Source organism: Pelagimonas phthalicica (assembly GCF_004364805.1).
Classification (GTDB): Bacteria; Pseudomonadota; Alphaproteobacteria; order Rhodobacterales; family Rhodobacteraceae; genus Pelagimonas; species Pelagimonas phthalicica.
In genome coordinates this window covers 325218-341212 of sequence record NZ_SOAP01000001.1, presented here as the reverse complement: position 1 = coordinate 341212, position 15995 = coordinate 325218, and the positions used below count along the sequence as shown (strand labels likewise).

The window sequence follows — 15995 nt, the reverse complement described above, 5'->3', positions numbered from 1 at the left end:
TCAAAATGTTTGGGATGTAAAGTGGTGGGTAAGATCCTGAAAGTATTTGTAGATTTTTGACCTCTACGCGCAAGCTCAGGGTGAAACGAAAAAAACAGCCTTGAAAAGTAGCGCGGGACTCGTCAGGATCAAAAGTGAAATGCAATTTTGCATAGTGAAACTGGGAGGATTTCATGCGAAATTTGAAAGCCGCACTTTGCGCGGCCGTTACAACCTTGGCCGCAGGCGCTGTTTCTGCGGAAACTGTTTTGATCCACGGAGAGGCGGGCCCGAACCGAGGCGCGCGCGCCAAGGCAATCCAGTGGTTTGCCGATCAGGTTGCTGAGCGGTCCGAGGGGGATATGCGGATTGATGTGCAGTGGGGCGGTGCCCTGTTCAAAGCCAACGCGGCGCTGCAATCGATCCATGATGGCGTGGCCGATATGGGCACCGTGATTTCGGTCTATTACCCGCAGGAATTCGCCAGCTACGGAATTGCGGACCTGCCTCTGGATAACCCGGATGCCTGGGTTGGTATGCGCGCCACGGATGAGTTGTTTCGCACCAATGCAGCGGTCAAGGCCATTCTGGATGACAAGAACCTTGTCTATATCGGCACCTTCACCACAAGCCAGGTCAATATCGGATGCAAAGGGGCTGCGATCCGGACCGCCGACGACATTGACGGTCTAAAAGTGCGCGGCGTTGGAGCCTACGGCAAGGTGTTCGGTGAAATGGGGGCCAACATGGTTCGCATGTCGATCTATGACGCATATCAGGGTTTGGATAGCGGTTTGATCGACTGTTCGCAGGGTTATTCCTACGCCGTCTCCGCGCTGAAACAAGCCGAGGTCATGGACAGCTATACCTTGTTGAATTGGGGGCAAGTTGGCGGCGTTGGCACGTTCATGAACAAAGATGCCTTTGATGCGCTCAGTGCCGATCAGCAGGAATTGCTGCTGAGCACCGGGTCGGACATGGTGGATTACTTTGGTCAGATCCTGACCGGGGCCAATGCCAAGGCGATCGAGGACATGAAAGCGCAAGGTCTGGAAGTCATTGAACTGCCCGAGGCCGAACGCGCCAAGCTGATCGAGCGCGGCCAACCCTATGTTGACGCCTGGATCGAAACAGCGGGCAAGGCGGGCCTGGATGGCGCTGCGACGCTTGAGGTCTATCGTGGTCTGCTGGCAAAATACACCGCCGAGCGCGACGAAAAGGGTTACCCCTGGGATCGCCAGTAAGGTCATCTGACGTGCTCAAGAAAGTCGAAAGCCTGTTGCTGGGGCTGGCAGCCCTGGCCGTGCTGGTCATGGGGGCGATGATCACCGTCAACGTTATCCTGCGCCTGTTTGGCACCTCGTTGCCTGATAGCGTCGTGTTGGTGCGCGAATTGATGGTGGCTGGCATTCTGTTGCCGCTTGCGGTGGTAACTGCTCAGCGTGCCCATGTTTGCGTCGAAGTGCTGACCAACCGCTTGCCGCCCCGCGTGACCCAAGGGTTGATCCTGATCGGCTGGGTCATTGGCCTGCTGGCTCTGGCACCGATGGTCTATGCTGGATGGCGCGAGCTGGCGGCAACCTGGAGCAAGGGCAGCTTCTTTTTCGGCGATCTGTCTTTGCCGAAATGGCCGGGCCGCTTGGTCTTTTTCCTGGCAATGAGCGCCTGCTGGCTGCGGCTTCTGTTGGTGCTAATCGAAGACACACGCGCATTTCTGCGCAATGAAGAGGCATAATCATGGACGGAGCAACAATCGGGCTTATCGCCTTTGCCGCCGTGCTGGGGATGTTGGCCATTCGTGTGCCAATCGCCTTTGCCTTGGCCAGCGCGTCGACGCTGGGCACGTTTATCATCTTTGCCACCCGGACCGGAGCCTTTGCCCCGGAACGCGCGGTGCGCCCGACCACGTCGATGGTGTTTTCCAACGCCTTTGACCTGGTTCACAATTATAACCTGTCCATGATCCCGCTTTTCGTTGCCTTGGGCCATGTCGCCTATCGCGCCGGGATCACGACCAATATCTACGAAGCCGCCAAGGTCTGGCTCACACGTCTGCGCGGCGGGGTGGCCATGGCCTCTATTGTCGGCTGCGGTGGCTTTTCAGCGATTACCGGCAGCTCGATTGCTTGCGCTTCGACCATGGGGCGGATCTGTACGCCCGAAATGCTGCGTATGGGCTATGACAACCGTTTGGCCACAGCCTCGGTGGCGGCGGGGGGGACTCTGGGCTCGCTCATTCCGCCGTCGGTTCTGTTCATCATTTACGGTATCTTTACCGAAACCTCGGTCTCGAAACTGTTTTTGGCCGGTGTTCTGCCTGGGCTACTGACCTTGGCCGGGTTCGTGTTGGTTGTCGCCGTCTGGGTGCATCGCGACCCAAGCATCGCGCCGGATTCCGGCATTCACTATTCCAACAAGGAACGCATGCAGGCCGCGATCAAAGCCTGGCCCGCGCTTTTGCTTTTTGTTGTGATCGTCGGCGGCATCTATGGCGGTGTCTTTACCGCGACCGAAGCTGCCGCTGTTTCGGTTTCCTTGGCCGTTGCAGTTGGATTTGCACAGAAAACGCTGAACTGGTCCGATCTTTGGGACTCCCTCAAAGAGACCTGCATTCAGACTGCGGGCATCTTTATCATTGCGGCCAGTGCCAAGATCTTTGTCGCCTTCATCGCTTTGACGGGGGTCGCGCCAAAACTGGTCAGCTTTGTTTCTGATGCCGAGCTTTCGGTTTTCGCCCTTATGGCGGCAATTGCGGTCATTTACCTGCTGCTGGGCATGTTCCTTGATCCGATTGGCATCATGGTCCTGACCCTGCCGCTGATGGTGCCGCTGGTCGAAGGTTACGGGTTGGATCTGATCTGGTTTGGTGTTGTCATCATCAAATTGCTGGAGATCGGATTGATCACTCCGCCTGTCGGGCTCAATGTCTTTGTCATCGCGGGTGTGGTTGGCAAGGACGCACCGCTGGATCGCATTTTTGCCGGGATTGCGCGTTTTCTGTCCGTCGACTTGATCGTGCTTTTGCTCATCATGGCCTTCCCGGTTATCTCTTTGTTGATACCAACGAGTATGTGAGGAGGCCCCATGACCGATCGAAAATTTGCCAACACTCTGGCGCGGGGGCTTTCCGTTTTGCGGGCGTTTCGTATCAGCGATGATGGATTGAGCCATAGTCAGATTGTCGAGCGCACAGGTTTGTCGCCTGCGACCATCACCCGGCTGACCTATACCTTGAAGGAGTTGGGCTATCTCAGCCAAAACGGCAATCTGTTGCGGCTTGGGCCGGCGGCTTTGGCCTTGGCCAGTGTTGCGCAGATGTCGGCCAGTTTTCTGGATTTGGCCAATGGTCCGATGCAGGAATTGGCCAATACCAGTCAGACGCTTGTGTTGATGGCGGTGCGAGATGGGCATTCCATGACCCTTGTGCGCACCTGGCGGCCACGCAATGCCAGCTCGATCTGGCTTGAGACCGGGAACCGTGTGCCCATGTCGCGGTCATCGACCGGGCAGGCCTTTTTGGCGGCGCTGAATGCCGAGCGGTTTCAGGCGCTGGATCCGGATGCCGAATTGCACGCCCAACGCGAGGAAGCCCAACAGCAATTGGCGGCGCGTGGCTTTGTCTTTGTGCAGGGCGAGGCGCGTTACTCCAAAACGGTCAATGCCGTGTCGCGCCCGTTTTACGCTTCGGACCTTGGGGAACCGGTGGTGTTTGGCTGCGGGGCCACCCCCGAAGAGCTGACAGATAATCGCATTCTGACCGAGGTTGGGCCGATGCTGCGCAATGCGATGCAGGATTTGGAAAACAAAACCGGGGGCCCGCGGGCCTTGGATCAATTGAGAGCATAGAAAAGAGTGACATGACCATTCACTATGAAAGACAAGGGGATATCGCGGTTCTTAAGGCCGATAACCCGCCCGTGAATGCCCTGGGACAGACGGTGCGCCAAGGTCTGGTTGACGGGGTTGCCCGCGCAAACGAAGACGGTGCCAAAGCCATCGTGATCTATGGCGAGGGGCGCACATGGTTTGCTGGCGCCGATATCCGGGAATTCGGGAAAACGCCGCTCGAGCCTTACCTGCCAGACGTTTGCAATATTGTCGAAGCCAGCGCCGTTCCTGTCATCGCAGCCATGCACGGTACCGCCTTGGGGGGGGGATTGGAGGTCGCGCTGGGATGCCATTACCGCGTTGCGGTGCCGACGGCAAAAATGGGTCTGCCCGAAGTGCATTTGGGGCTGATCCCGGGGGCAGGGGCCACGCAGCGATTGCCGCGTTTGATTGGTCATGCGGCCGCTATTGACATGATGACCTCCGGCCGACCCATCGGGGCCGATAAGGCGCTGACCCTTGGCATTATCGACAAGATCGAAACCGGCGATCCGCTTGAGATCGGCTTGGCCTATGCGCAGGAATTGATCGGGCAAAACGCCCAAGTGCGCCCCGTAAGCGCGCTGCCCGTTCCCGATGCCATTGATTTTGACGCAGCACGTGACGCGGTTCGCAAGAAATCACGCGGGCAGATATCACCCGTTGTGGCGGTGGACGCGGTCGAGGCGGCAACCCGCATGGACTTCTCAGAGGGGCTGGCCGAAGAGCGTCGCCTGTTTATGGAGTTGATGAAAACCGATCAGCGCCAAGGCATGATCCACGCCTTTTTTGGCGAACGTCAAGTCAGCAAGCTGCCCGAGCTTCAGGGCGTCGCGCCGCGTGACGTTGCCGAAATTGGCGTCATTGGCGGGGGCACAATGGGCGCGGGCATTGCCACGGCGGCGCTGCTGTCAGGCCTGCATGTCGTCTTGATCGAAATGACAGCCGAGGCTGCCGAGGCCGCCAAGGGGCGCATTGCGGGCAATCTGTCTGGTGCGTTGAAACGCGGTAAGATTGAACAAGACAAACATGACCACATCCTCAACGACGCCCTGACCTGCGCAACCGACTACGTGGCATTGTCCAATGCGGATCTGATCATCGAGGCCGTGTTTGAAAACATGGACGTCAAGAAAGAGGTGTTTGGCAAGCTTGATACCGTCGCCAAAGCCGGGGCGATCCTGGCCTCTAACACGTCTTATCTGAACGTGGATGAAATCGCTGCCAGCACTTCGCGCCCGGCAGATGTGATCGGGCTGCACTTCTTTAGCCCCGCCCATGTGATGAAGCTGCTTGAGGTCGTGGTTGGCAAGGAAACCGCGCCGGATGTGGTGGCTACAGGCTTTGCGCTGGGCAAGCGGCTAGGCAAGATCTCGGTACGGTCCGGCGTCTGTGACGGCTTCATCGGCAACCGAATTCTCAACACCTATCGCAGTTGTGCAGACCACCTGATCCTGGACGGGGCCAGCCCCTATCAGATTGATAAGGTCATGGAGGGCTTTGGTTTTGCTATGGGGCCCTTTGCGGTTTCGGATTTGGCAGGGCTAGACATTGGCTGGGCCAACCGCAAACGCCTGGCCCCCACGCGTGACGCGCGCGAAAGGGTGCCGACCTATGCGGACAAGCTGTGTGAGGATGGGCATTTCGGCCAGAAAACCGGGCGGGGCTATTACGTCTATGACGGACGCGCCAAATCGCCCAACCCTGACGTGATGCCTCTGATCCAGGCCGAACGCGCCGAATTGGGCCTGACCGACAAAGGCTATAGCGACGACCAGATCTTGCGCCGTTATATGGCCGCCATGGTTAATGAGGCCGCCAAGATCCTGGGCGAAGGTATTGCCCGCCGCCCGCTGGATGTCGATATGGTTCTGCTCTTTGGCTATGGTTTTCCGCGCTATAATGGTGGCCCGCTGAAATGGGCAGACTTGCAAGGGCTTCCGGCGTTGCTGGAAGACATCAGAAGCTTTGCCCAAGAGGACGCCTATTTCTGGCAACCGGCCCCGTTGTTGGAACAACTGGTGGCCGAGGGACGTAATTTCGAAGATCTGAACAAGGAGGCCGCAGCATGAGAGAAGCGGTGATCGTCGCAGCTGGACGGACCGGATTGGCAAAATCCTTCCGCGGCTCATTCAACCAGACACATGGGGCCACGATGACGGCGCATGTGATCGAAAGCCTGATGGCGCGCACTGGCCTTGAGGCGGATGCCATCGAAGATGTGGTGATCGGTTGCGGCTACCCTGAATCCGAGACCGGCGGCAATGTCGCCCGTCAGGCAGGGTTGCTGGCCGGGCTCGACAAAAGCTCGGCCGGGCAAACGGTCAGCCGCTTTTGTGCCTCGGGGCTGCAGGCGGTGGCCACAGCGGCCAGCGCCATTCGCGAAGGCTCGGGCCCTCAGATCGCGGGCGGTGTCGAAAGCATCAGCCTGATCCAGGCCAAGATCCGCCGCGTGCCGGAACCGACCCTGATGCAGCGCATGCCCGAGACATATCACACCATGATCGAAACCGCTGATCTGGTTGGGGAACGTTACAGTGTCAGCCGCGAAGATCAGGATGCCTTTAGCCTTGTGTCGCAGCAACGCATTGCTGCCGCGCAAGAGGCCGGAAAATTCGCCGACGAAATCATTCCGATGCAGACGGTCATGGCAGTGAAAGATCGTGAAACCGGCGACGTTTCTCAGAAAGAGGTCACGGTTGATCGGGACGAATGCAACCGCCCCGGCACCACATTGGACGGTCTGGCTGGGCTGAACACAGTTCGCGAAGGCGGTTGTGTGACTGCCGGTAACGCATCGCAACTGTCGGATGGGGCGGCGGGTTTGATCCTGATGGAAGCCGGTGAAGCTGAACGTCGCGGGCTTGAACCACTGGGCGCGTTCAAAGGTTTTGCCGTGGCGGGCTGTGGCCCCGATGAAATGGGTATCGGCCCGGTCTTTGCTGTGCCGCGTCTGTTGGAGCGTCACGGGCTGTCTGTCGATGATATCGACCTTTGGGAAATCAACGAGGCCTTTGCCAGCCAAGCGCTGTACTGCCAGCGCAAGCTGGGCATTGACCCCGAGAAACTGAATGTGAACGGCGGGTCCATCGCGATTGGGCACCCCTTTGGCATGACAGGGGCCCGACTGGCCGGACATCTGTTGTTCGAAGGCAAGCGGCGTGGTGCCAAAACCGGGGTTGTCAGCATGTGCATTGCTGGCGGCATGGGCGCAGCCGGGCTGTTTGAGATCTACTAAGAGAGGCAAACATGGATCTGAGTTTTAACGAAGAAGACCTCGCCTTTCGGGCCGAGGTCCAGGATTTTATTGCCCAAAAACTGCCGGCTGAGCTGGCAGATAAGGTGCGGTTGAACAAAGGATTGAGCAAAGCCGACCATGATTTTTGGCACGCTCAGCTGAACGAAAAAGGCTGGCTTGCGCCCAATTGGCCCAAACGGTTTGGCGGCGCAGAATGGGGCGCGGTGCGCCGGCATATCTTTGAGGAAGAATGCGCCTTGGCCTTTGCGCCGCGCATTGTGCCCTTTGGTTTGGCCATGCTGGGGCCGGTTTTGCAGAAATTCGGCTCGCAAGAGCAACAGGATTACTGGCTGCCCCGCATCCTGAATGGTGATGATTGGTGGTGTCAGGGCTATTCCGAACCCGGCGCTGGTAGCGACCTTGCTGCATTGAAAACCCGCGCGGTGCGCGATGGCGATCACTATGTTGTCAACGGACAAAAGACGTGGACCACCCTGGGCCAGCACGCGAATATGATCTTTTGCCTCGTGCGCACCGACGTCGAAGCGAAAAAGCAGGAAGGCATTTCTTTTCTGTTGATCGACATGGACAGCCCTGGTGTCGAAGTGCGCCCAATCACCTTGATCGATGGCGGGGTCGAGGTGAATGAGGTCTGGCTGACCGATGTGCGCGTGCCGGTAGAAAACCTGGTGGGTGAGGAAAACAAAGGCTGGACCTATGCCAAATATCTGCTGACCCATGAGCGTACCAATATTGCCGGTGTCGGCTATAGCCGCGCCGGGCTGGACAATGTCAAACGCATTGCGGGGCGGGCCATGTCCGGCGGCCGCCCTCTGATCGAAAACCCGCATTTCGCGGCGCGGGTGGCACAGGTGGAAATTGACCTTATGGCCATGTCCACGACAAATCTGCGCATCATCTCCAAAGCGGCGGCAGGGCAGGCTCCGGGTATTGAAAGCTCGCTGCTCAAGATCAAGGGCACGCAGATCCGGCAGGAGATCACCGATCTTACCCGTCGAGCGGTCGGCCCGCAGGCCTTGCCCTTTGTGTCAGAAGAGGTGGAGAGCAACACACCTCTGCCGGATGCCTTTGATGCCGGGGCCGTGGCGGCCAGCTATTTCAACAATCGCAAATTGTCGATCTTTGGTGGATCCAATGAAATTCAGCGTGAAATCTACGCCAAGCAAATGATGAGGGATGCAAAATGAATTTTGAGCTGACCGAAGAGCGGCAAATGCTGCAAGACAGCCTGCGCCGCTATCTGGCCGGGGCCGAAGGCGACATTTGGGCAGGCTTGGCCGAGTTGGGCGTCATCGGTGCCTTGTTCTCAGAAGAGCAGGGCGGGTTCGGCGGCGCTGGCTTTGACATGGCCGTGGTGTTCGAAGAGCTGGGGCGCGCGGATCTGACCATCCCCTTGATTGACAATGCTTTGCTGCCTGGCTTGCTCATGGTTGCTGGTGGACAGGATGTCGAAGGCCTGATTGGCGGGGCGCAAAGATTGGCGCTGGCCCATGGTGAAACGGCGGCTCGCTATGATCTGAATTGGGTGGAAACCCGCGCCGAAGGCAACCGTCTGACCGGTGAGAAAACCGTTGTTGTCGGGGCCGAGGATGCGGATAGCCTGATCGTGTCTGCGCGCCATTCCGGGGTGGCATGTGATGAACAGGGCATCGGCCTGTGGTTGGTCGCAAAAGACGCGCCGGGGCTGCAAATTCGCGGCTATGACATAGCGCAAGGGGGACGTGCGGCTGAGGTGTCACTGACGGATGTCGAGGCGAAACCCTTGATCGCTGAGGCCGGTTCTGAATTGGCCAAAGCCTTTGCCGCGGCGACCTTGGCGGAAATGGCGCAATGCTTGGGTGCGATGGATATCTGCGTTGCCATGACCCAGGAATACCTGACCACGCGCAAGCAATTTGGTCGCCCGATTGGCACTTTCCAGGCTTTGACACACCGGCTGGTGGATGTGGTCGTCGCGGTGGAACAGGCCCGTTCCATGGTTATTCTGGCCGCTGGGCATCTGGAGGCAGATGCCAAGACGCGCGATTTGCATATTGCGGCTGCGAAGAACCTGTTTGGGCGTTCCGGGCGTTTGGTGTCTGAAGAATGCATTCAGATGCATGGCGGCATTGGCATGACCGAGGAATACGCCCTGGGGCGCTATGCCAAACGTATTACTATGTCCGATCATCGGTTCGGCGACACAGACCACCACCTTGAGCGGTTTATCGACCTGGGGGCGGCATGAATGTCCGTCTGGAACAGGTCGGTTCTTGTCTGATTCTGCATAACAGGTCGGAAAAGCGCGGTGCGATCTCGGTCGAGTTGTACCAAGCCATACAAGAGGCTTGTGCCCGTGCAGATGACGGTTCCGTCCGCTCGATTATCCTGGCGGGTGGCGCGTTTTTCTGCGCGGGGGGGGATCTTGATCTATTGGCCAAGCGCGCTGAGCTCCCCTTGGACGAGCGGCGCGCGCTGATTGAGCGCTTGCATGACACGATCCGCGCCATGATGGCCTGCCCTGTGCCGATCATCGCTGCCGTCGAAGGCGGGGCTGCGGGGGCAGGGCTGTCGATCACCCTCGCTTGCGATTTTGTTGTGGCTGCCGAACAGGCGCAATTCACCGCAGCCTATATCAAAGCGGGGCTGACTCCGGATGGTGGTTTAACGCATTTCCTGTCGCTGGCGCTGCCGCGTCAATTGGTGATGGAGCTTTGCCTGCTGGCGCAGCCGATATCGGCGGAAAGACTGGCCAATTTCGGTGTCGTGACCACGCTTGTGCCCAAGGGGCAGGCCTTTGATCAGGCTCAGGCCTTGGCTGCGGAACTGGCCCAAGGCCCGGCACAGGCGCAATCGCGTATTCGCAACTTGCTCAACGCCGCCCCCAATCAAACGCTGTCGCAGCAACTGGATTGCGAGGCTGATTTTATGGCCGAAGCCCAAGGCGGGGCTGAGGCGGCCTGTGGCATCCGTGCCTTTTTAGAAAAACGCCAACCGGAGTTCCCGACATGACCCTGATGCATACGGAATTGACGCAAAGATTTGGTCTGCGCCTGCCGGTTCTGGCGGGCGGTTTGATGTGGCTGGCCGACGCGGATTACGTTGCTGCCGCCGCTCATGCTGGCGCTTTGGGTTTCCTGACCGCCGCCAGCTTTCCCGAAGACGCGCAATTGCGCGCCGAGATTGCGCGGGCGCAAGAGCTGTGTCAGGGCAAACCCTTTGGTGTGAATGTCTCGATGTTGCCCAAGCTGGTTCCGGGCGAGCGCACCGAACAGGTGTTTCGCATCGCGGCCGAAATGGGCGTCGAAGTGGTTGAAACCTCTGGCCGCAACCCCGAGCCTTACCTGCCTTTGCTGCGCGAATTGGGGCTGGTGGTGATCCACAAGGTGCCCGCCGTCAGATATGCAATCAAGGCGCAACAGGTCGGTGTCGACATGGTCTCGATCGTCGGGGCAGAATGTGGTGGCCATCCGGGGATGGACATGATTGGCAGCTTTGTGAATGCCGCAATGGCGGGCCGCGATCTGGATATTCCATTTATGATTGGCGGCGGTGTCGGCCACGGCGCGCAAATCGTTTCGGCCTTGGCCATGGGGGCGGCTGGCGTGGTGATGGGAACCAGGCTTTTGGTGGCGCAAGAGCTGAACGCCCATCCCGATTACAAACGTGCCATAGCAGAGGCGAGCGAACGTGACACCGTGCTGACCATGTCCAGCGTGCGCAATACCGTGCGGACCTTGGCCAATGAAACGACAGAGGCTGTGACGCGGATGGAAACCGATAATCCGAATGTCACCATCGCGGATCTGATGCCTTTGGTCTCCGGGCAAATCGGGCGCAAAGCCTATGAGACCGGCGATGTCTCGCGCGGCTTGCTTTCGGCTGGGCATGCTCTGGGGCTGACCAGCGCAGTGCAACCGATGGCCGAAATTTTTGATCAGCTCGAACAAGAAGCGTGCCAGGCCCTGGCGCGCATAGATGCCCTTCGCGCCCCACTGACCGAGGTAGCCTGACCATGCGCATTCACGACATATTGGAGCAGAAAGTTGCGAAGCAGCCCGTTGCGCCGGCTTTGACAGACAGCCTCGGGTTTGACTGGTGCTACGAGATTTTGGGCCATGTGGTTGATGAGCTGGCCCAGAAACTGGTTGATCTGGGGGTGAAACCGACGGACCGGGTTTTGCTGGTCATGGAAAACTGCGCCCCTGCGGTCGCGACCTTGCTGGCGGTATCCAAGGTCGGCGCGGTGTTGATCCCCTTTAACGCGCGCCAAACCGACAAGGATCTGCAACGCGTTATCGACCACGCAACCCCGGCTGCAGTCTTGTTCACCGTGAGCGTGTCAAAAGAGGCCAAGGTACATGCCGAATGGGCCGGCGCGCAGGACATGTGTCTTGCTGGTTTGAACGGAGCGCTTTTCGCCACGTCGCGAGCGACGGATCCTGTGGAAGAGCTGAGCGATGTTGGTGCCATTCTTTACACCACTGGCACAACTGGCGTGCCCAAGGGCGTTATGCTGACCCATGACAACCTGATCTTTGGCGGTCGCGTCTCTTGCGATGTCCGCAAGATCACGGCTGAGGATGTGCTATACGGCGTGCTTCCGATGAGCCATGTTTTTGGGCTTGCCTCGGTCGTTGTGGCTGCGCTTTTGGGCGGTGCTTCTATCCGGATTGAACCCAGGTTTGCACCGGCCAATCTCTACAATGCTTTGTTGAAAGGGGTCACGCTGCTCTCCTCTGTGCCGCAGATGCTGGCGCAACTGATGCATTACACCCGCGAACAGGGGCATGAGCACCTGCCAATTGACAGCCTGCGCTATGTGTCATCCGGCGCGGCCCCGTTGGATATCGACTGGAAAAGCAAAGCCGAAGCCTTTTTCGGCCAGCCCTTGCAGAACGGTTATGGCATGACCGAAGCCAGTGCCGGGGTCTGCGTCACGCGCCATATGGGCAGCAATGATGACATCTCAGTTGGTCAACCTTTTCCCGGTGTGCAGCTGAAACTTGATGTGCAGGCCCCAGGCGGAGGTGGCGAAGTCGGGGAAATCCTGATCGCCGGTGGGGGCGTGATGAAAGGGTATTTCCGCAATCAAGAGGCGACAGCGGCGGCCTTTACCCCGGATGGCTGGTTGCGGTCAGGGGATCTGGGGCGGCTGGACGCGCAGGGCAATTTGCACATCATGGGACGGTCCAAGGAGTTGATTATTCACGGCGGCTTCAATGTCTACCCGCCCGAGGTCGAGGCGGCACTGAATGAGCATCCTCAGGTGATCCAATGCGCTGTAGTTGGCGTCACACGCGACGGGGATGAGAAGGTTTGCGCCTTTGTCGAAGCCTCGCCCAATGATTGGCCCAACGAAGAGGATTTGCACGCCTATGCGCAAACGCAATTGACTGGCTACAAACGCCCTTGGCGCATTGTGGTCATGGAAAAGCTTCCGGCGGCGGCGACGGGCAAGATCCTGAAAAAGGACCTGCCAGCTCTGATCAAGGAGTGATCCATCCTCAAAGGTTATGAGGCGAAAACGGCCTCCATGTCGGCAAACCCCTTGACTTCAATGGGGTTCCCGCTTGGGTCGTAAAAGAACATGGTCGCCTGTTCGCCCGGCTCTCCGGCAAACCGGATGGTTGGTTCGATGACAAATGCGATTTGCGCTTCGGTCAATCTCGCGGCCAGTGCTTTCCAATCTGGCATGTGCAAAACGACGCCGAGATGTGGCATGGGAACCATGTGGTCACCAACCTTGCCGGTTGCCTGGATTTTGAAAGGTTCACCCAGATGGAGTGAGATCTGGTGCCCGAAAAAACTGAAATCGACCCATGAGTCGGTTGAACGTCCTTCCTTGCAGCCCAGCGTTTCTCCGTAAAACTGCCGTGCCGCGTCGAGATCCGTGACATTATAGGCGAGGTGGAAAGGTGTCAGCATGTCAGCTCCGAGCTTTGGGTCTCTCCTGCAAATAGCGCGAGTTTGGACGGGAGAAAAGCATCACTGTTTGGCAACCAGTTGCCCCAGGTTAAGGACAGGGGAAAAGTCATCCAGGGGGCACCGCGACGTTACAGCCGGACGCAAATGGCCCGCCTCTGATGTCTCGACAGAAAGGGTGCGACTCTTAACTTGCCTCTTTCAACTCATGCTCTTGTTCAGGCGCGGTTTGCGGTGGCTCCACCTGAAATTTCTCACCTGTCCCCAAGAGGTCGCTGGTCAACTCATTCAATGATTGAATGGACGCGGCGGTTTGTTCAAACATCGACGCATTTTGCTGGGTCACCCCTTCAAGCTCGGAAATGGCTTTGTTGACCTGGTTCAGTCGCGTGGCCTGATCCCCGGTCGAGCTGGCCACCGCTTCGATGGCTTGGTCCAATTCCCGAACATAGCCTGAGATCCCCTTGATCGAATTCCCGGCTTCGGCGATGCGCCCGGCACCATCTTCGATTTCCAATTCACTGGAACTGATGAGATCGTTGATCTCTTGAACGGCGTCCGACGCGCGATGTGCCAAGGCTAGAACTTCGGAGGCGACAACGGCAAAGCCGCGACCACTTTCGCCAGCCCGAGCGGCCTCAACACCGGCATTCAAAGCCAAGAGATTGGTTTGAAATGCAATTTCTTCGATCAACTCAGTGACTTTGGAAATCTTTTTTGAGGTATCGACGATCTTGTCCATCGCGCTAATGGCTTCTTCGACCACGGTGGCCCCGTTCTGCGCGATCTCATTTGCGGCTTCAGCTGTACCGCGCGCGGCGGAGACGCGGGTACTGATTTCATCGACAGAGCTTGTGAGCTCTCCCAATGTAGCGGCACTTGTTTCGAGGTTGTAAGATTGGGTTTCAGTGCGACGGGCAAGGTCAGAGGCCGCCGATGAAATATTGGCGGTGTAGTCCGAAATCTCCGACGAACTGCCCAAGACGGCACGGATGGAATCTGACATGGAGGTCACCGCTTCGTTCATCGACAGTTGCAGCCGCGCGAAGGCACCGTCAAAGTCTCCGTCCATGCGTTGGGTCAAGTCTCCTCGCGCCAGCGCGTGGCTGACCTGAACCACGGCGTTAAGACCGCCTTCGATCTTGTCCAGCAACTGATCCAGATGCGACGCGACCTCGGCCAAGGTGTCGTCGCCATAATCGCGGTTGATACGTTTGCTGAAATCACCTGCACTTGCGGCAGCTGCCAGTTGTGACACCTGCATCTGAAAATCTTCACGTTCCTGTTGCAAGGTCGCAGCCATTTCGTCTGCCTTGTCTTGTTTGGAAACAACGCCGCGGCGCAGAATTTCACGTGCACCAAGCGCAGTGAGCAAAGAGAGGACTGCGATAATCCCACCGACAATTGTCACAAGTGTTTGCGTGGCCGCCAGATTGTCGTGAACAGTTTGCGAAATCTGCCGCCCTTCTGCAACGACAGCGGCATCGAGGACGCGCAGACCATCCAGAGCTGGGCCATCCGATATTTTGACAACGGAATCCATCTCTTCGGCAGATTTACCCGCGTCGATCATGGCCGAAACATCCGTCAAGGCAGCCGCATATTTCCCAATGGTTTGTTCAATATCAGCAATGGCTTGGCCCTCTTCAGGGGAATGCGACATTGCCCGGTACCTTGCCAAGGCAGCTTGGGCTGCAGCGGCGGCTGCTTCGACTTTAGCAATGCGCGGTTTGTCGCCGCGCAGCACCAGGTTCTTGAACTGGTGAATCATACCGCCATAGCCAATATGGCCACGTAACTCTGCCAAAATGCTGGCCTTGCTTTCGGTTTCGGTTTCCGCACGAGAAGCCGACAGGGATGTGATCGCATTCAGGGCCGGAGAATCATCGATTTTGACGACACTGTCTGTTTCTGCGGCGGATTTACCTGCGCCATACTGGTTTTCAACAGTCTCTAGCGCTGCGACATAGGATTGGATTGTTTGCCCCACGGCATCTAGTTCTTCCGCCTTTTCAGGATTGAGATTCTTGAGCTGCTCCAACGCGGCCATGGCGGCCCCGGCGTTTTGACCGGCAGCGTGGTAATATTTTTCATCCCCCCGCAGCACGTAGTTTTTGAATTGATGGATCATTCCACCATATCCAAGGGCTTGAACCAGTTCATTTTGCGCACGTTCGCTTGGATTGGCGCGCCGTTCATATTCGGACATAAGGTTGGCCGCGTCGCCGGTTCTGTTGAACGACCAAAACGACATGCCCGCAATCATGATGGCGGTGAACAGAATGGAGCCAACAATCGCTCTGCCAAGTGTGCGAACAGGTAGGGAAAAGATCGCTTGCATAAATGAGCCTCCACCGCTCTGCGAAGGCCAGAAGTCAGGCCAGTAAGTGAATCGCGCGCAAGCTTTGTGCCTGAAGGGCTCTTAAGACCGATTTTATAGCAGTGGATTTGAATGTGTTCTTTTAGCCAAAAAAGGTTCAATTTTATGGAACATGATCATGCGACGCTCGGGAAAAGCCGCTGCACATACAGTTTCGACAGAAACTGCGCACTATCTTCAGCTAGGCGGTTAAACAAGGTTGGAAGATGGTGCTGCTGGAGAGAATTGAACTCTCGACCTCTCCCTTACCAAGGGAGTGCTCTACCTCTGAGCTACAGCAGCAGCGTGAGCGGGCTTCTAGACCCGGTTTTGCGAGGGTGCAAGAGGGAAATTGAAAAAAGTGTGCCTTCGTTCGATTTTCTTCGCCAAGGCTGTTCGCCTGGGATCAGCGCCCCACTGGACCCGTGTCAAAGGCTGGGGTAAAGCAGGGCATGGAACAAAACAAACAACCCCGTAAAAAGCACAAGGATGCCGGACGCGAAAAGCGTCTGAAAGCTGCGCTCAAGGCCAATATGGGGCGGCGCAAGGCGCAGGCCCGGGCTCGCAGTGCGACGGCGCAGGATGTGCCGGAAAACGGGGATGAGGCGGTACAGGACAAGGACTGAC

At 57.7% G+C, this 15995-nt stretch carries 14 protein-coding genes and 1 tRNA gene; 12 read left to right on the top strand and 3 right to left on the bottom strand.

Features of this window, described 5'->3' with window-relative positions:
- Nucleotides 1–173: 173 nt before the first annotated feature.
- The 11 genes from CLV87_RS01720 to CLV87_RS01670 are packed head-to-tail and all read left to right on the top strand — an operon-like array spanning nt 174 to nt 12584.
- The gene (locus CLV87_RS01720) at nt 174–1223 is read left to right on the top strand and encodes a C4-dicarboxylate TRAP transporter substrate-binding protein (protein ID WP_099243913.1); all 1050 of its coding nucleotides are present in this window, start codon (nt 174–176) and stop codon (nt 1221–1223) included.
- Between the two features lie 11 nt (nt 1224–1234).
- Nucleotides 1235–1714, top strand: a complete 480-nt coding sequence (locus CLV87_RS01715; protein WP_099243915.1) for a TRAP transporter small permease — start codon at nt 1235–1237, stop codon at nt 1712–1714.
- A 2-nt stretch (nt 1715–1716) separates the two neighbouring features.
- Complete coding sequence (locus tag CLV87_RS01710) at nt 1717–3054, top strand: TRAP transporter large permease (RefSeq protein WP_099243917.1); 1338 nt, start codon at nt 1717–1719, stop codon at nt 3052–3054.
- A gap of 9 nt (nt 3055–3063) precedes the next feature.
- Nucleotides 3064–3825: an IclR family transcriptional regulator gene (locus tag CLV87_RS01705; RefSeq protein ID WP_099243919.1), complete on the top strand. Its 762-nt coding sequence runs from the start codon at nt 3064–3066 to the stop codon at nt 3823–3825.
- Between the two features lie 11 nt (nt 3826–3836).
- Nucleotides 3837–5918 carry a 3-hydroxyacyl-CoA dehydrogenase NAD-binding domain-containing protein gene (locus CLV87_RS01700; protein ID WP_099243921.1) on the top strand — a complete coding sequence of 694 codons (2082 nt, stop codon included), beginning with the start codon at nt 3837–3839 and terminating at the stop codon, nt 5916–5918.
- Nucleotides 5915–7084, top strand: a complete 1170-nt coding sequence (locus CLV87_RS01695) for an acetyl-CoA C-acyltransferase (RefSeq protein ID WP_099243923.1) — start codon at nt 5915–5917, stop codon at nt 7082–7084. Before CLV87_RS01700 ends, CLV87_RS01695 begins: the two co-directional genes overlap by 4 nt.
- A gap of 11 nt (nt 7085–7095) precedes the next feature.
- Nucleotides 7096–8292, top strand: a complete 1197-nt coding sequence (locus CLV87_RS01690; protein ID WP_099243925.1) for an acyl-CoA dehydrogenase family protein — start codon at nt 7096–7098, stop codon at nt 8290–8292.
- Complete coding sequence (locus CLV87_RS01685; RefSeq protein ID WP_099243927.1) at nt 8289–9332, top strand: acyl-CoA dehydrogenase family protein; 1044 nt, start codon at nt 8289–8291, stop codon at nt 9330–9332. The genes CLV87_RS01690 and CLV87_RS01685 overlap by 4 nt, the downstream gene beginning before the upstream one ends.
- Nucleotides 9329–10096, top strand: a complete 768-nt coding sequence (locus CLV87_RS01680; protein ID WP_099243929.1) for an oxepin-CoA hydrolase, alternative type — start codon at nt 9329–9331, stop codon at nt 10094–10096. Before CLV87_RS01685 ends, CLV87_RS01680 begins: the two co-directional genes overlap by 4 nt.
- A complete protein-coding gene (locus CLV87_RS01675; RefSeq protein ID WP_099243931.1) occupies nt 10093–11097 on the top strand; it encodes an NAD(P)H-dependent flavin oxidoreductase in 1005 nt (334 codons plus the stop codon). Before CLV87_RS01680 ends, CLV87_RS01675 begins: the two co-directional genes overlap by 4 nt.
- 2 nt (nt 11098–11099) lie before the next feature.
- The gene (locus CLV87_RS01670) at nt 11100–12584 is read left to right on the top strand and encodes a class I adenylate-forming enzyme family protein (protein ID WP_099243933.1); all 1485 of its coding nucleotides are present in this window, start codon (nt 11100–11102) and stop codon (nt 12582–12584) included.
- 14 nt (nt 12585–12598) lie between these two features.
- Here the strand turns inward: CLV87_RS01670 and CLV87_RS01665 are convergent, their stop codons facing one another.
- The 3 genes from CLV87_RS01665 to CLV87_RS01655 form a co-directional block, all read right to left on the bottom strand.
- Nucleotides 12599–13012, bottom strand: coding sequence for a VOC family protein (locus tag CLV87_RS01665; protein ID WP_099243935.1), 414 nt, complete (start codon nt 13010–13012; stop codon nt 12599–12601).
- Nucleotides 13013–13196: 184 nt separating this feature from the next.
- Nucleotides 13197–15350, bottom strand: coding sequence for a methyl-accepting chemotaxis protein (locus tag CLV87_RS01660; protein ID WP_099243937.1), 2154 nt, complete (start codon nt 15348–15350; stop codon nt 13197–13199).
- Between the two features lie 246 nt (nt 15351–15596).
- Nucleotides 15597–15671, bottom strand: a tRNA-Thr gene (locus tag CLV87_RS01655).
- A gap of 149 nt (nt 15672–15820) precedes the next feature.
- Between CLV87_RS01655 and CLV87_RS23755 the strand changes: the two genes are divergently transcribed.
- Nucleotides 15821–15994, top strand: a complete 174-nt coding sequence (locus CLV87_RS23755) for a hypothetical protein (protein WP_166652643.1) — start codon at nt 15821–15823, stop codon at nt 15992–15994.
- Nucleotide 15995: the final 1 nt, after the last annotated feature.

What these genes read in the sequence shown, in the direction of transcription:
- CLV87_RS01720 (WP_099243913.1), top strand. Translation starts at nt 174, where the DNA reads ATGCGAAATTTGAAAGCCGCACTTTGCGCGGCCGTTACAACCTTGGCC.
- CLV87_RS01710 (WP_099243917.1), top strand. Translation starts at nt 1,717, where the DNA reads ATGGACGGAGCAACAATCGGGCTTATCGCCTTTGCCGCCGTGCTGGGG.
- CLV87_RS01705 (WP_099243919.1), top strand. Translation starts at nt 3,064, where the DNA reads ATGACCGATCGAAAATTTGCCAACACTCTGGCGCGGGGGCTTTCCGTT.
- CLV87_RS01700 (WP_099243921.1), top strand. Translation starts at nt 3,837, where the DNA reads ATGACCATTCACTATGAAAGACAAGGGGATATCGCGGTTCTTAAGGCC.
- CLV87_RS01695 (WP_099243923.1), top strand. Translation starts at nt 5,915, where the DNA reads ATGAGAGAAGCGGTGATCGTCGCAGCTGGACGGACCGGATTGGCAAAA.
- CLV87_RS01690 (WP_099243925.1), top strand. Translation starts at nt 7,096, where the DNA reads ATGGATCTGAGTTTTAACGAAGAAGACCTCGCCTTTCGGGCCGAGGTC.
- CLV87_RS01685 (WP_099243927.1), top strand. Translation starts at nt 8,289, where the DNA reads ATGAATTTTGAGCTGACCGAAGAGCGGCAAATGCTGCAAGACAGCCTG.
- CLV87_RS01680 (WP_099243929.1), top strand. Translation starts at nt 9,329, where the DNA reads ATGAATGTCCGTCTGGAACAGGTCGGTTCTTGTCTGATTCTGCATAAC.
- CLV87_RS01675 (WP_099243931.1), top strand. Translation starts at nt 10,093, where the DNA reads ATGACCCTGATGCATACGGAATTGACGCAAAGATTTGGTCTGCGCCTG.
- CLV87_RS01670 (WP_099243933.1), top strand. Translation starts at nt 11,100, where the DNA reads ATGCGCATTCACGACATATTGGAGCAGAAAGTTGCGAAGCAGCCCGTT.
- CLV87_RS01665 (WP_099243935.1), bottom strand. Translation starts at nt 13,012, where the DNA reads ATGCTGACACCTTTCCACCTCGCCTATAATGTCACGGATCTCGACGCG.
- CLV87_RS01660 (WP_099243937.1), bottom strand. Translation starts at nt 15,350, where the DNA reads ATGCAAGCGATCTTTTCCCTACCTGTTCGCACACTTGGCAGAGCGATT.
- CLV87_RS23755 (WP_166652643.1), top strand. Translation starts at nt 15,821, where the DNA reads ATGGAACAAAACAAACAACCCCGTAAAAAGCACAAGGATGCCGGACGC.